This is a genomic window from Mucilaginibacter terrae (genome assembly GCF_031951985.1).
GTDB lineage: Bacteria > Bacteroidota > Bacteroidia > Sphingobacteriales > Sphingobacteriaceae > Mucilaginibacter > Mucilaginibacter terrae_A.
On sequence record NZ_JAVLVU010000001.1, the window covers coordinates 1,798,595 to 1,814,262 of the forward strand.

Sequence of the window (15,668 nt, forward strand, 5' to 3'; positions counted from 1 at the left end):
ACGTGCCCGATAGCATAGTCATCATACCCACTTATAACGAGAAAGAAAACATTGAACGCATGATACGTAAAGTGTTTTCGCTTCCGCATGATTTTCATTTATTGATAATTGATGATGGCTCGCCCGATGGTACCGGCGCACTTGTAAAAGGTTTACAGCCAGAGTTTCCGGGCAAATTATTTATTGAAGAGCGCCAGGGCAAACAAGGCTTGGGCACAGCCTACATACATGGCTTTAAATGGTGTATAGCCCATAAGTACGATTACATTTTTGAGATGGATGCCGATTTTTCGCACAACCCCAATGACTTGCTGCGCCTGCGCGAAGCTTGTGTGGAGGGTGCTGATATGTCGGTTGGCTCGCGGTACGTAAAAGGCGTTAACGTAGTTAACTGGCCCATGAGCCGTGTATTGATGAGCTATTATGCATCGATGTATGTGCGCATTATTACCGGTATAAATTTGCATGATTCTACCGCCGGATTTGTGTGCTACAAACGCAAGGTATTAGAAACCATCAGGCTTGATAAAATTAAGTTTGTAGGTTACGCTTTCCAGATTGAAATGAAATACACCACCATTAAGCATGGCTTTAAAGTGGTTGAAATTCCCATCATATTTACCGACCGTACCGAGGGCACATCCAAAATGTCTACCGGCATTTTTAAGGAGGCTTTCTTTGGTGTTATACAAATGCGCATTAACAGCATTTTCCGCAAATACCCTGAAGGGGACTGACAGGATCTTGTCAGTGTTCAAGGTGTTCAACTGCGTTTCCGTCAATGTGATACTAACGTTAAATACGTTTCATGAAATACTTGATTGAATACCACAGAAAACGAAGACTTTCGGACAATTTCGCGGTTTCAGAAGAGAAAAATAAAGAGGAATAAGGCAAGTAGCCGATAGCCGGCCCCGCTCCCAAACCTTCGCTCTTCGATCCTTTTAATCTTGCTTGAAATAAATAAATTGCTAAATTTGTTGGCAATGAACGAGAATTTAGATCCGGCAGCCGAGCGCTTAAGCACCACCGAACGCGATATTGAAAAAGTATTGCGGCCGCAGGCTTTTGAAGATTTTACCGGGCAGGATAAAATTCTGGCTAACCTGCGTGTATTTGTTCAGGCCGCCCGCTTACGCGGCGAATCATTAGACCACGTTTTGCTGCACGGCCCTCCGGGCCTGGGCAAAACCACCCTCTCGCACATTATAGCTAATGAGATGGGCGTGGGTATTAAAATTACCTCGGGCCCGGTGTTGGATAAACCCGGCGACCTGGCCGGTTTGCTTACCAACCTCGAACCCGGCGATATTCTGTTCATTGATGAAATTCACCGTTTAAGCCCGCTGGTTGAGGAGTACCTGTACTCGGCCATGGAGGATTTTAAGATAGATATTATGCTGGAGAGCGGGCCAAATGCCCGTTCGGTACAATTGTCTTTAAATCCGTTCACGCTGGTTGGTGCTACAACACGCTCAGGTTTGTTAACCGCACCTTTAAGGGCACGTTTCGGTATTAATTCAAGGCTCGAATATTATGATGCCAAGCTGTTAACTACTATTGTGCTCCGTTCATCACAAATACTCAATACTCCTATAACCGACGAGGGCGCTTATGAAATTGCCCGCCGCAGCCGGGGTACCCCGCGTATTGCCAATGCCCTGCTACGCCGCACCCGCGATTTTGCCCAAATTAAAGGCGACGGCAATATTGATACAGCCATAGCCAAATATGCCCTCAACGCACTCAATGTTGACGAACATGGCCTCGACGAAATGGACAACAAAATACTCCACACCATCATCGAAAAATTTAAGGGTGGCCCCGTGGGTGTTAAAACTATTGCCACTGCCGTGGGCGAAGATGAAGGCACCATTGAAGAAGTTTACGAGCCATTCCTGATACAGGAGGGCTATTTAATGCGTACATCCCGCGGCCGCGAAGCTACTGATAATGCTTACAAGCATTTAGGCATCCTGCGCCCGGGCCAACCGCCTCTGCTATTTTAAAAGCCTATTTAATTGCCTTTAACAAAGCCTTGCTCCAAAATTCGGCTAAAGCTTTTTCGCCTTTGGTGTTGGGGTGAAGATAAAATACACCGTCAGCGCCGTTTTCGGGTTTAAAATCGGTTAAGTAATTCTTTTCAAAGTATGGGTAAGCCTTTTTATCACCCGCAAAAACATGGTGCGGGTTACTCTTTTTGTATTCTTTAACCAGCGCATCAATTTGCGGCCAATAGGATAGCACCCTCTGCTGCCCTTCTTTTAAATAAGTAGAGCGGTTATGCGTATTATCACTGTACCAAATGGGGTAGTTAATCACAATTTTAGCGTTGGGATAGACAGCAAGTAAACTATCGGCAATGGTTTTTAAGTTGGATTGATAATTGGGCGGAGATACCGGTGAGCCATTAGGCCCCTGTATGGCACTATCATTAGTACCCAGCATTACCGAAAACACCAGTTGTGCGGTGCTATCAGCATAAAAAGTTATTGCAGCGGCTTTTACCTTTTTAAATAATGTATTCGTAGCCGGCAAAAAATCCACCGTAGTACGGCCACTAACGCCCTGGTTTGATACCTGAATATTCGGCCCAAGTTTCTCTTTTAAAAACTCGCCAACAAAATTGGGTGGTGATTGGTCTTTAGCCACAGTGCCGTGGGTAATGCTGTCGCCTATAAATACAATGTTTATTTGGGGGTTATCGCGATAAACAAAAGCGCTGCAAAGCACAATAACAAGCAGCAGGCAATAAGGTAGTTTGAAGTTTTTCATAATTGGCTGAGTAAACATAGTCATTTTCCTATTTATAGCACGAGGCATAAGGCAATCCTATATATTTGTTTAACAAACTACTACTGATGAATAAAAATATTTGGCTTTCAATGGCTGCCTTTTTATTGGGAGCAACCGCATCTGCTCAACAGGTAACCAAAGTAACCGACCCGGCCGACTGGGTGAACCCATTAATGGGAACGGATTCAAAACCTGATCTTTCTAACGGAAATACTTACCCCGCTATTGGTTTGCCATGGGGTATGAATTACTGGTCGCCGCAAACGGGTACTATGGGTAACGGGTGGATGTATACTTACGCTGCCGATAAAATTCGGGGTTTTAAGCAAACCCACCAGCCGTCGCCCTGGATGAATGATTACGGCCAGTTTGCTATTATGCCGGTAACCGGTAAAATGAGGTTTGACCAGGATGCCCGTGCAAGCTGGTTTAGCCACAAGGCAGAGGTTTCGAAGCCGTATTACTACAGCGTTTACCTGGCCGATCATGATGTAACCGCCGAATTAACCACAACTGAACGTGCTGCACAGTTCCAATTTAGCTACCCTAAAAGTGATAGTTCTTTTATTGTGATAGATGCTTTGGACAAGGGCTCATATATCAAGGTTTTTCCTAAACAAAACAAGATAATTGGTTATACCACACGCGCAGCCCGCAGCAAACCGGTCGATTTTAAAAACTACTTCGTTATATACACCGATAAGCCTTTCAGTATAGCCAAAACATGGCACGGCAAAACTTTGGCCGGGGCAGATTCATTGGAGTTAACCAATAACCACGCTGGGGCAATAGTTGGCTTTAAAACCACCCGTGGCGAAAAGGTGCATGTACGTGTGGCTTCATCACTCATTAGCTTTGAGCAGGCCGAACTTAACCTTAAACGCGAGTTAGGCACCGATGATTTTGAAACCACCAAACAAAAAGCCCATACCGCCTGGAACAAGGTCTTAAACCGCTTACAGCCCGAAGGCGGCAGTGTTGACCAAACCCGCACTTTTTACTCGTGCCTGTACCGTGCGGTAATGTTTCCTAATAAACTGTACGAGGTTAATGCCCAAAACAAGGTGGTACATTACAGCCCTTATACCGGCAAAACTATGGCGGGTTACAAGTTTGCAGGTACCGGCTTTTGGGATACCTTCCGTGCGTTGTACCCATTCCTTAACCTTATGTATCCATCCATTAACAAAGAGATGCAGCAGGGTTTAATAAGCGATTATGTGGAAGGTGGCTGGTTGCCCGAATGGAGCAGCCCCGGTTATGCTGATATAATGGTGGGCAACAACTCGGCATCGGTAGTGGCCGAAGCTTACCTTAAAGGTGCACGCGGATATGATATTAACAAGCTTTACGAGGCATTGGTACACGGTGCTAATAACGAAGGACCGTTTACGGCTACAGGACGTTATGGCTTTAAATATTACAACGAGTTAGGTTATGTGCCATATGATGTAAAGATAAATGAGAATGCGGCGCGTACGCTGGAGTATGCTTACGATGATTTCGCCATCTATCAACTGGCTAAAGAACTCAAACGCCCGCAACCCGAAATTGACCTGTATAAAAAACGCAGTCAGAATTACCGCAACCTGTTCGACCCGGCAACAGGCTGGATGCGGGGTAAAAACAAAGACGGTAAATTCCAGTCGCCTTTTAACCCTTTTAAATGGGGCGATGCCTTTACCGAGGGGAACAGTATTCATTACTCATGGTCGGTATTTCATGATATACAGGGGCTTGTAAACCTCATAGGAGGCGAAAATAAGTTCGTTAACAAGCTCGATTCGGTATTTAGCATGCCTCCTTTATTTGATGACAGCTATTACGGTGGTGTGATACACGAGATACGCGAAATGCAGATTATGAACATGGGGCAATATGCGCATGGTAATCAGCCTATTCAGCACATGATATACCTGTACAACTATGCCGGCCAGCCTTGGAAAACCCAATACTGGGCACGTGAAGCCATGAACCGCTTATACAAAGCCACACCCGATGGTTATTGCGGCGATGAGGATAACGGCCAAACTTCGGCCTGGTATGTGTTTAGCTCTATAGGCTTCTACCCGGTTTGCCCGGCCAGCGACCAGTATGTATTAGGTGCACCACTATTTAAAAAAATGACCTTGAATTTGGAGAACGGCAAATCGGTAGTTATAAATGCGCCAACAAACAGCGCAGCTAACAAATATGTAGGTGCGCTAAATTATAATGGGAAAGCATACAGTGCTAACTGGTTAAGCCATAAAGCACTGCAAAATGGAGCCATAATCAATTTTACCATGCAGGCTACACCAAATAAAACCAAAGGCACTAAACCGACCGACTATCCTTTTTCTATGTCGGCTAAGCAATAGCCTGTTAATTTATGCTATAAAAACCAGCGTTACAGTAAGTAATTATTGTACCGCTTTTTTATGTTTTTTTCTTCCGATTTGTTTTATTTTCGCTGCTGTTCATTTTGTATTTGATAATCGTATGCTTAGAATTTTTTCGGCTGCCGCAGCCATTGCCATAAGTTTTGCCTCATGCCAATCGGGCAAATCAGAAACCGTTACCGATAGCACAGCTACCGCTACTAAAACAACCAGTAACACCACTACCGAAGAGGTAGTTGCACCAGCAGGAAAACCGGCCTCTAATGCCGAAATTATAGCCCGTAAGCAGGTGCCCATCCTGTGTTACCACCAAATACGCGACTGGCGGCCAAAAGACTCTAAAACCGCTAAGGACTACATTGTACCCATTGCCAGTTTTAAAGAGAAGATAAAAATGCTGGCCGATAGCGGCTACCATACCATTCTGCCAGATCAGTTGTATGCATATCTTACCACAGGTGCCAAACTGCCAAGCAAACCCATTATGCTTACGTTTGATGATACCGACCTTGACCAATTTACCATTGCCAACCCTGAGTTGAAAAAGTATGGCTTTAAGGCTGTTTATTTTATCATGACGGTATCCATAGGTCGCCCTAATTACATGAATAAGGAGCAAATTAAACAACTGGCTGATGAGGGTAATGTTATTGGAAGCCACACCTGGGATCACCACAACTTTAAGAAATTTGCTGGCGACGACTGGAAAACCCAGATAGATAAGCCCACCAAAAAGCTGGAAGATATAACCGGTAAAAAGATAACCTACTTTGCTTACCCGTTTGGTTTGTGGAATGCACAAGGCCTGCCCGAATTGCATAGTCGTGGCTTTAAAATGGCTTTCCAACTGGCCGAAAAGCGCGACCCGAATGATCCGCTTATGACCGTGCGCCGTATTTTAGATAGCGGTTACTGGAGTGCCAAAACCTTGAGCAATAGTATTAGGAATAGTTTCTAAACGACTATGTAATAAAAGCAAAAGCCCTTTTCTGATTTAGAAAAGAGCTTTTGCTTTATAAATTTTCTTCGGATGGGCCGCCATCTTTGTTTGAGGAGTTTTCCTCGCTTGGTGGGCCTGGAATACCGCTATCATTATCTGGCACTACTGTGTCTACACGGTGCTCATCATCTTCGGTATGCTCGGTAGGTGTGTTGCCTTTTGATATTTCATCATGGTCAACAGTGTCTTCATTTAAGCTGGTATTTTTGGTTTCTTCGGTACTCATAGGTAGTTTATTTACAGGTTAAACAATGCGATTTTATTCTTCAGTTACCCATTTTACGGCTTCATCTAACTGCCCCAGCGGGAAGCCTTTTGATTGCCCGGGAGCCATAAACCTAAAAACGTTACTGGTAAACCATTCTACGGCTTTTTGATCGGTTACAATGGCTATTTTCTTCCACTTGGTAAAGTGTTTAAGGCCAACTTTAATGTCGTCCCACCAGGCACCAACGGTAAAATTTGCTACATCGGTCTCTAAAACCAATATGTAATTTATTTCGCCCTGGCGCTTTACCAAATCATCCAATTTAGGTATCAGCACGCGCTCAAAATCGTCTTTTGTAACTTCGCCTATGGCGTGTATGCCAACTACGTTATCGGGTAAATCATTAATAAACTGAAGCATAACAGGTAAATGTTTTGTTGTAAATACAACACAGGTACATCTATACTGTTTTCTTTATAAGTCACAATTTTCCCAAAAGGCAAAGTAGTTGTCCGATATTTTCTTATTAACCCCACTTTACCAAGTACGCTCCACGCCCTATTCTCTTATCCAAATCCGTATCTTTGTTTTGGTGAATCAAAATCTGTTCAAATACAGCCAACTAATTAAAGACGAGGCCAAACGCCTGGGCTTTATGTTTTGCGGTATTGCCAAGGCAGATTTTTTGGAAGAAGAAGCCCCTCGCCTCGAAAACTGGTTGAAGCAGGAACGCCACGGCGAAATGCAATACATGGAAAACCATTTTGATAAACGCCTCGACCCGCGCCTGTTGGTTGATGGCGCCCGTTCGGTTATTTCGTTGGCGTTGAACTACTATACCGATAAACAGCAAACCGACCCGCTTGCCCCCAAAATTTCCAAATATGCTTACGGGATAGATTACCACGACGTAATTAAAGCCAAGCTTAAAGAATTGCTCTTTTTTATTCAGGAAAACATCGGTGATATAGGTGGTCGGGCGTTTGTTGATTCGGCACCGGTGCTGGACAAGGCCTGGGCTCAGCGCGCAGGCCTGGGATGGGTGGGTAAAAACGCTAATCTCATCAACAAAAAAAGCGGTTCCTTCTTTTTTTTGGCGGAGCTGATCGTAGATGCCGAACTGGCTTATGACATTGCCCCCACCGTTGACCATTGCGGTACCTGTACACGCTGTATTGACGCCTGCCCTACCGATGCCATCGTGGGCCCTTATATTGTTGACGGCAGCCGCTGCATCTCCTACCTTACCATTGAGCTAAAAAACAACATCCCCGAAGAGTTTAAAGGTAAAACCGATGACTGGATGTTTGGCTGCGATGTATGCCAGAATGTGTGTCCCTGGAACCGCTTCTCACTCCCCCATACCGAACCGGCTTTTGAGCCGCACCCCGATCTGCTGGGCATGTCCCAGCGCGACTGGCAGGATATTACGCAGGAGACCTTCCAGGCGGTATTCAAAAAATCGGCCGTAAAGCGCACCAAGTTTGCGGGTTTGAAAAGAAATATTGAGTTTCTATCGTATAGATTAAGTGTAATAGGAAAATGGCTAAGAGTCAAACGTGATATTTTTGTCTCAGCAGGGTTTCTCATAAGAGGACCTGCGCCGCGTTCATATGAACCGCAGTTATCTCAATTGCATTGCAGGGTCCTCTCCGAGAGACCCTGCACAGACGAATAATCCCTTGTAAAAGCAAAGGATGAAAGTTCTATGAAACCTTTCATCCTTTACCTTTCAGCTTTCGCCTAAAATTATGCCTTATTAACTCAGCTCTTTTTAAACTTATTGGCCAGCGCCTACAGCATATCTTCGTTTACAGGTTTGGCAGGCTCATCGGTTTTAACGGGGCGTTGCTGTTGCTCCGGGCGGTTATTGTTTAAGGTTGTTTTTCGTCTCAGCAGGGTCTCTCGGAGAGGACCCTGCGCCGCGTTCATATAAACCGCAGTACCTCAATTGCATTGCAGTGTCCTCTCAGAGAGACCCTGCACAGACGAATAATCCCTTGTAAAAGCAAAGGATGAAAGTTCTATGAAACCTTTCATCCTTTACCTTTCAGCTTTCGCCTAAAATATTATGCCTTATCCAACTCAGCTCTTTTTGAATTTATTGGCCAGTGCCTGCAGCATATCCTCGTTTACAGGTTTGGCAGGCTCATCGGTTTTAACAGGGCGTTGCTGTTGCTGCGGGCGGTTATTGTTGTAAGGTTGTTTGTTAAACGGCTTTTGCTGAAATGGCTTTTTTTGTGCGCTATCAACACCTTCGGTTGCCTGGGACGGTTTATTTTGTACTGGTTTGGGTTGTACGGGGCGGGTAACTTTAGTGGCTGTCCAGCGTTCGTAAATTTCTTTTAATTTATGCTTGGTGTATAACGGAAAATCGCCATTCATCATCCACGAGTAGTAGCTTGGCTCTACATCAAACACATCTTCAACACGTTTGCCTTTGTGCTTACCAAAGTTAAAAGTTTCCTCACCAGCGTCATTATAAACCATTCGGCCAACAAAATCTACCGCGCGTTGCAGGTTGGTAAACTCGTGCAGGGCTGCCACCTCGTTTTGTACCGGGATGGTCTTGTTGCCTTTTTTATCAATAAACTCGGTGTCTTTATAACGCTCAACCTGGGCCAGCAAAACTTCCATGGTGGCACGGGTATCAGCCTCGGCCGAGTGCGCGTTTTCAATTTCCTTTTTACAATAAAACTGGTAAGCAGCCTTCAGGGTACGTTGCTCCATCTGGTGAAAAATATTTTGCACATCAACAAAATGCCTGTCGTTTAAATCAAACGGCACACCTGCACGCAAAAATTCTTCTACCAGCATAGGTATATCAAACCTATTAGAGTTATAACCGGCTAAATCACATCCTTCTAAAAATGTAGCTACTTCGGCAGCTGTTTCTTTAAAAGTTGGCTTACCCTGCACATCTTCATCATAAAAACCATGAATGAGCGATACTTCCAGCGGAATCGGCATTTCAGGATTTAAAACCCAAACCTTGCTTTCTTCGGTACCATCGGGCAAAAGTTTTATAAAGGCCATCTCCACAATACGATCAACACCCAGGTTGGTGCCGGTGGCTTCGAGGTCAAAAAATGCAAGCGGACGTTTTAAATTCAGTTTCATTATGCAAAATGCTTTGATGCAAAGTTCGGTAAAAGCTTTAAAGTTTTGGTATTAACTTTTTATATTTATGGCATTGAATTAATTAAAAATCTGGCCTGAACTAATTATCACAGATGAAAACCCCTTTCTTACTATTGATTGCCGCTGTTTTATGGTGCGCACCCGCCTTTGCCGATGATTTTCCATACGGCCAGTTTAAGGTGGAAGAAATGCAGATGAAAGCGTATGACAAAGACAAAACTGCCCACGCCATTGTATTAAATGAATACGGCAAAACCTGGATAAGCAGCCAGGACGGCCTGCCCCTTATTCATGAATATCATGTTAAAATTAAAATATTTGACAGTAAAGCCTTTGATAAAGGCGATGTTGAAATATTGCTGCGCAAAAACGACAATAACAGCTTTGAAAAAATCAGAGATATTGAAGCAATAACCTTTTATACAAACGCCCAAGGCGGTATTCAACGGAGCGAATTAGACCCTAAGAAAATTATCACCGAAAAAAAAAGCCAATACAGGGATGCTGTAAAATTTGCCATGCCCAATGTAACCGATGGTTGTGTAATTGAATATAAATACACTATCGAATCGCCTTACACGCTTAGTTTCCGGGATTGGATCTTCCAGAGCGATATCCCCAAAATATACTCCGAGTATGAGGCCCGCATACCTGCTTATTTTGATTTTAAGGCATCATTGAGAGGTTTTTACAAACTCACCAAACATGAAGGCACCATTGACCAAAACTGCTTTGAAGTACGCGGCAATCGTTGCGACTGCTCAAAAATGGTATATGGCATGGCCGACCTTCCGGCATTTAAAGAGGAGGAATACATGACGGCAGCTAAAAACTTTGTATCGGCCATAAATTATGAGTTGAACCAGTATGTTGACCCTTACGATGGTACCAAACATGTAAAAACACAAACATGGGACGATGTTGACCGCACCCTTAAACAACATGAAGATTTTGGTTCTCAATTGCGTAAAACCGGTTTATTTAAGGAACAGGTAAAAACCGTAACAGCCGGCTTAACCGATGATCTTTCGAAAGCTAAAGCAATTTACGCTTACATCAAAAAAACGCTTAAACAAAATAACTACATCGGCATTTTTGCCGAGAACGGCCTACGTAAAACATTAGATACCCATACCGGCAATGTGGCCGATATTAACATGTGTTTAATTGTGGCGTTAAATGCGGCAGGAATTAACACCGATGCCGTACTCCTATCCACGCGCGAACATGGTTTGATTAACATGCTTTACCCCGTTGTGGGCGATTTTAATTACATTATAGCCAAGGCTAACATTGGCAACAAATCATACCTGCTGGATGCCACCGATCCTATTTTACCTTTTGGCATGTTACCTGTTGACTGTATTAACGGTAAGGGCCGGGTAATGGTAGCCGATTGGAACAAGCCCTCATACTGGATGGATATGGAAGCATCTCATAGGCGTACACTTACCAATATGATGGATTTAACCTTGCAACCTAATGGTAAGCTAACCGGTACTATACGTAACTATTTATATGGTTATGAAGCACTTGATAAACGCAGGGCCATTAAAAAATTCAATACTATCGATGAGTATGTAGAAAACCTGGATGAAAAGCTTGCCAAATTAAAAATTAAAAAGTTTGAAATCACGAACGTAGATAGCCTGGATTTGCCCATAAGCGAGACATTTGAGGTTGAGATGGATCTATATAAAGACATGAGCAATAACCGCCTGGCATTTAACCCGTACCTACTCAACCGTATAACTACCAACCCTTTTAAACTCGAAGAACGTGTATACCCGGTAGATATGGGCACGGCATCCGAAAAAAAGATAATCCTAACCATACATTTGCCCGAAGGTTACAGTATTGAAACACCACCTAAAAATACCGGCCTGGTGTTGCCCAATAATGGAGGTTCGTTTAAAACCGTTTACGAAGCCAACGAAAATGGTGCTTATACTTTTTCGCATATTATTCAAATGAACCGCCCTGTTTATTCTTCCGAAGAATACCCTTACTTAAAAGAGTTTTACAATAAAATCATTCAGGCCGAACAGGCAGATATTATTTTCAAAAAGAATTAATATACAGTAAAGCCGAAAATTATCTGTCATGTTAAAGCATCTGTATACTGTTTTAAAGTGTGGGCTTATGTTGTTGGGCATTAGCATATACCCTAATATTACTAAAGCTACTGATCTTGACTTTGGTAAACTTACCAAGCATGATAGTACGATTACTAATTATGCTGATGGGGTTGCCTGCAGTGCCGTTGTACTAAATGAAGCCGGTGTAGTTAAATTCAGCAAATCTTATCCTTATAATCTGATACACCAGTATCATGTAAAAATTAAGATCTTCAAAGCAGATGCTTTAAAGCAAGGCGATATTGAAATTTCTTTTTACAAATGGAACAAAAGCCTAAGCGAAAAGATCACGCGCTTTGATGCTATTGTTTATACCCCCGAAACTAATGGACATTTCAAACGAACCGTATGTGATATATCAGGTGGAAGAATTATTGATCAAAGCGATCACTCAGGTACATTCAGTTATGCACTGCCCAACGTTTTGGTTGGGAGCATTATTGAGTACAGATATGACCTCGAAACGCCTGATAGAAATGATTTCACACCCTGGATATTTCAGGAAGGCATGCCCAAAATACATTCAGAATACAAGGTGCATATGCCGCCAAAGCGTAATTATGATGTTATTTTAAAAGGCGGATACAAACTTTCTAAAAATTATAACGACAGTACTGTTTGCCTCGAGCACAAAGGGGAATGTACGGTACAGGTTTATGGAATGGATAGTATTCGTGCTTTTGTTCCTGAAGAACGTATGACCGATATTATTGATTATATACCGGCTTTATACTTTTATAAAATAACCTATAACTTCAAAAAACAAACCGGAAATGTTGCAGCCAAAGATTGGACAGACTTTGACAAGGAGACTTTGGAAGACCTGTATTTTGGCCAGCAACTACAAGAAACCGACTTTTTTAAACGTAAGTTAAAAAAGATAATTCTCCCCTCTCCAGATACCCTTGCTTTAGCAAAAACCATTTACTCGTATATCAATCATCACATTAAATGGAATGATCGTTTGGCCACCCGAAGCATAAGCATCAGAGATGCCTTTAATGAGGGCAAGGGCAATTCGGCCGATATAAACCTGATGCTTGTAACAGCTTTAAGGGCTTATGGAATCAGTGCTTCCCCGTTATTAATATCAACCAAAAACCATGGAGCTGTTGATATGTACCTGCCGAGGATCGAAAACTTCAACCATGTTGTGGCTGCAATAAGCATCGGCACTTCTAAATACTATGCAGATGCTACCGATGCCCTGTTACCCTTTGGTATGCTGCCCGAATACTGCTTTAATGATTATGGCCGAATATTAAGCGACAAAGACTCATGCTACTGGTTAAAAATGCAGCCCGAATATCCTGTAACCAATAATTACACTGTTGATGTAACCTTAAACCCCGATGGAACTTTAAAGGGCAAAGCGGTAAGTACAAATGTTGGCTATAGCTCTTATATAAAACGCAAGCAAATCAAAAGCTTTAACAACATCGATGAATATATTGAAAAATTAAAGGATACGTTTAACGGTGTAAAAGTATTGAATGTAACTACCGAAGGGTTGGACACCATAGACGCCCGGTTAAGAGGATTTTATGATATCGAAATATCAAAATCAATAAATAATTCGCCCGGTAAAATTTATTTTAATCCTTACTTGTTTGATGAAATAATTAACAACCCTTTCAGTGCAAACGAGCGTAATTTTCCTATTGATTGTGGCTTACCTTCCGAACAGCGGATTGTGATATCGGTGCATTTACCCCAGGGATATGATGTTGAAACCATACCTCAGGAAATTGGCCTCGCTCTACCTAACAATGGCGGGCACTTTACTACACTGTACAATAAAATAAACAACACAGCAATTTTTTCGCATATTATTAAGCTTAACCGCTCTGTATACACACCCGACGAATATCCTTACTTAAAAGAATTATTCAACAAGATCATTCAGGTTCAAAAACTTCCAGTTATTATAAAACGTAAATCATGAAAAGGATTTTCACAGCAATTACCTTTTTATTATCAGGCTTGCTGAGCGCTGATGCGCAAAATATTTATACCGCTGCTGATATTGATAAAAGCCTGCTTCCATACGCCAGCGCTGTTATACGCAACCAGGAAATTACCACTGAGGTTAAAGATTTAAATAATACTATTTACCGTTTTAAAGAGGTAGTTACCGTTCTTAATAAAAACGGAGATGATAATGTTGATTATGTGGTTTGGTACGATAAAAGCAACCGCATAAAAAACATTAAAGGAACTATATATAATGAGTTTGGCAAACAGGTGAGCAAATTCTCTGAAAAAAACTTTAAAGATTATGCCGCAGCCGATGGCTTTTCGATGTTTTTGGATGACCGGTATAAGCGCTTTCAGCCTGCCGTGAGCGATTACCCTTACACCGTAGAATATGAGTATGAGATAGCCTCAAAGCAATCATTGATATTTCATGATTGGAGGCCCAATTATGAGCCGGGTACATCGGTTGAGCATAGCTCTTACCAGTTTATTTGCAAGCCCGATTTCAATATCCGCTACAAAGAGTTTAATACTACACAGCCTGTTAAAACCGAAACCAATGCAGCAGGATTAAAAACTTATACCTGGGAAGCCAATAAACTCAAAGCCTTGCGTGGTGAACCGTACAGCCCCGATGCCGAGCATTACAAAACTATAGTAAAAATAGCACCCGAAAAATTTAGCTATGAAGGCATTGATGGCAGTTTTACCAACTGGAACGATTTGGGTAAATGGGTATACGACAAACTACTCAATGGCCGTACAACCCTACCGCCCGAAACCGTAGCGTACCTGCACAGCCTTACCGATACCATTAAAGAACCTAAGCAAAAAGCCAAAGCTGTTTATGAGTATATGCAGCAAAAAAGCCGGTATGTAAGTATACAAGTGGGCATAGGCGGTTACCAGCCTTTTACCGCTACCGATGTAGATCGCACAGGCTATGGTGATTGCAAGGCGCTGGTTAATTATACACAGGCTATGCTCAAAGCTGTAAATATCGATTCGTACTATTGCGTGGTTACGGCCGGCGATTATAAAAAAAGCTTTTCACCCGATTTTGCCAGCATGCAGCAAGGCAATCACATTATTTTGTGCCTGCCATTTAAAAATGATACCACTTGGCTTGAGTGTACCAGCAAAGAAATGCCGTTTGGCTTTTTAGGTGATTTTACCGACGATCGCACAGTTTTAGCTTGTACTGCACAAGGTGGCAAACTATTACATACCCCTAAATACACCGCCGAAAAAAGTAAACAAATACGCAAAGGGGTGCTAACACTCAAAAACGATGGCTTACTATCGGGTAGCATGACCACCACCTTTGAGGGTTGCCAGTTTGATAATCGCCCCATTACACCCGGCGAAATAAGCGATGAAATAAAGAAGGCCAAAGAAAACTACAGCATTAACAACCTTGATATTGAGAGCCTTGAATACAAAGCTGTAAAGAACATTGAACCGGTTAATAACGAAAAAATAAAGTTTACAGCACGCGATTATGCATCCATAGTTGATGGCAGGTACTATTTTATTGCTAACCTTGCCAACAGGCATTTATCGGTTCCAAGAGAGGTGCGTAACCGCAACAACGATGTATACATAAACCGTGGCTATACCGATATTGATGAAATAACTTATGAGGTACCAGCCGGTTATAAAATGGACAGCAACCCGCTACTGGTTAATATTAATAAACCTTTTGGCAAGTTTACCGCCACTGCATTTAAAACAGGCGATAAAGTTATTTATAAACGTAAAATGGAGTTGTTTGACGGCACCTACACTAAAGATCAATATGCCGAACTTATAGAATTTTATCAAGCCATTGCCGATGCCGACTCTTACAAAGTAGCGCTGGTAAAGGCTAACTAAAAATAATAATACCAAGTATAATGCCTATAACCATAATGATGTAGAGCATGATCTCGTTACCGGCAAATTGCTTGTATTTAGTCCAGAAAGAATAGTCTTCTTTTTGTTTTTGCATGATGGGCACAAATATAACAAAAAGCCCCGCCGGTTTT

The 15,668-nt window shown here is 42.5% G+C and carries 13 protein-coding genes and 1 pseudogene; 8 read left to right on the forward strand and 6 right to left on the reverse strand.

What is annotated here, in order from left to right:
• The first annotated feature begins 2 nt into the window (after positions 1–2).
• Positions 3–737, forward strand: a complete 735-nt coding sequence (locus QE417_RS07200) for a polyprenol monophosphomannose synthase (protein WP_311948790.1) — start codon at positions 3–5, stop codon at positions 735–737.
• A 249-nt stretch (positions 738–986) separates the two neighbouring features.
• On the forward strand, positions 987–2,009 hold the full coding sequence (gene ruvB, locus QE417_RS07205) for a Holliday junction branch migration DNA helicase RuvB (protein ID WP_311948792.1): 1,023 nt from the start codon (positions 987–989) through the stop codon (positions 2,007–2,009).
• Positions 2,010–2,013: 4 nt separating this feature from the next.
• On the opposite strand, the gene QE417_RS07210 is transcribed toward ruvB, so the two are convergent.
• The gene (locus QE417_RS07210) at positions 2,014–2,775 is read right to left on the reverse strand and encodes a GDSL-type esterase/lipase family protein (protein ID WP_311948794.1); all 762 of its coding nucleotides are present in this window, start codon (positions 2,773–2,775) and stop codon (positions 2,014–2,016) included.
• Positions 2,776–2,861: 86 nt separating this feature from the next.
• Here QE417_RS07210 and QE417_RS07215 point away from each other — a divergent pair, with 86 nt between their 5' ends.
• Both QE417_RS07215 and QE417_RS07220 read left to right on the forward strand, forming a co-directional pair.
• The gene (locus QE417_RS07215) at positions 2,862–5,156 is read left to right on the forward strand and encodes a GH92 family glycosyl hydrolase (protein WP_311948796.1); all 2,295 of its coding nucleotides are present in this window, start codon (positions 2,862–2,864) and stop codon (positions 5,154–5,156) included.
• Positions 5,157–5,277: 121 nt separating this feature from the next.
• Positions 5,278–6,135, forward strand: coding sequence for a polysaccharide deacetylase family protein (locus QE417_RS07220; RefSeq protein ID WP_311948797.1), 858 nt, complete (start codon positions 5,278–5,280; stop codon positions 6,133–6,135).
• A gap of 55 nt (positions 6,136–6,190) precedes the next feature.
• Here QE417_RS07220 and QE417_RS07225 read toward each other — a convergent pair whose 3' ends face one another.
• Complete coding sequence (locus QE417_RS07225) at positions 6,191–6,403, reverse strand: hypothetical protein (RefSeq protein ID WP_311948798.1); 213 nt, start codon at positions 6,401–6,403, stop codon at positions 6,191–6,193.
• Between the two features lie 33 nt (positions 6,404–6,436).
• Complete coding sequence (locus QE417_RS07230; protein ID WP_311948799.1) at positions 6,437–6,805, reverse strand: STAS/SEC14 domain-containing protein; 369 nt, start codon at positions 6,803–6,805, stop codon at positions 6,437–6,439.
• 172 nt (positions 6,806–6,977) lie between these two features.
• On the opposite strand from QE417_RS07230, the pseudogene queG reads away from it, so the two are divergent.
• Positions 6,978–7,901: pseudogene (gene queG, locus QE417_RS07235) on the forward strand (tRNA epoxyqueuosine(34) reductase QueG); the annotation flags it as partial.
• A 278-nt stretch (positions 7,902–8,179) separates the two neighbouring features.
• Here queG and QE417_RS07240 read toward each other — a convergent pair.
• Positions 8,180–8,317, reverse strand: coding sequence for a hypothetical protein (locus QE417_RS07240; RefSeq protein ID WP_311948801.1), 138 nt, complete (start codon positions 8,315–8,317; stop codon positions 8,180–8,182).
• A gap of 153 nt (positions 8,318–8,470) precedes the next feature.
• Positions 8,471–9,505 (reverse strand): exonuclease domain-containing protein, encoded by a 1,035-nt coding sequence (locus QE417_RS07245; protein ID WP_311948803.1) that lies wholly within the window; start codon positions 9,503–9,505, stop codon positions 8,471–8,473.
• Between the two features lie 113 nt (positions 9,506–9,618).
• On the opposite strand from QE417_RS07245, the gene QE417_RS07250 reads away from it, so the two are divergent.
• From QE417_RS07250 to QE417_RS07260, 3 genes are read left to right on the forward strand one after another with little or no spacing between them, the layout of a single operon-like run.
• Positions 9,619–11,601, forward strand: coding sequence for a transglutaminase domain-containing protein (locus QE417_RS07250; protein ID WP_311948805.1), 1,983 nt, complete (start codon positions 9,619–9,621; stop codon positions 11,599–11,601).
• A 28-nt stretch (positions 11,602–11,629) separates the two neighbouring features.
• Positions 11,630–13,609: a DUF3857 domain-containing protein gene (locus QE417_RS07255; protein WP_311948807.1), complete on the forward strand. Its 1,980-nt coding sequence runs from the start codon at positions 11,630–11,632 to the stop codon at positions 13,607–13,609.
• On the forward strand, positions 13,606–15,516 hold the full coding sequence (locus tag QE417_RS07260; protein ID WP_311948810.1) for a DUF3857 domain-containing protein: 1,911 nt from the start codon (positions 13,606–13,608) through the stop codon (positions 15,514–15,516). The genes QE417_RS07255 and QE417_RS07260 overlap by 4 nt, the downstream gene beginning before the upstream one ends.
• Here the strand turns inward: QE417_RS07260 and QE417_RS07265 are convergent.
• Positions 15,509–15,631: a hypothetical protein gene (locus QE417_RS07265; RefSeq protein WP_311948812.1), complete on the reverse strand. Its 123-nt coding sequence runs from the start codon at positions 15,629–15,631 to the stop codon at positions 15,509–15,511. The genes QE417_RS07260 and QE417_RS07265 overlap by 8 nt on opposite strands.
• Between the last annotated feature and the right edge of the window lie 37 nt (positions 15,632–15,668).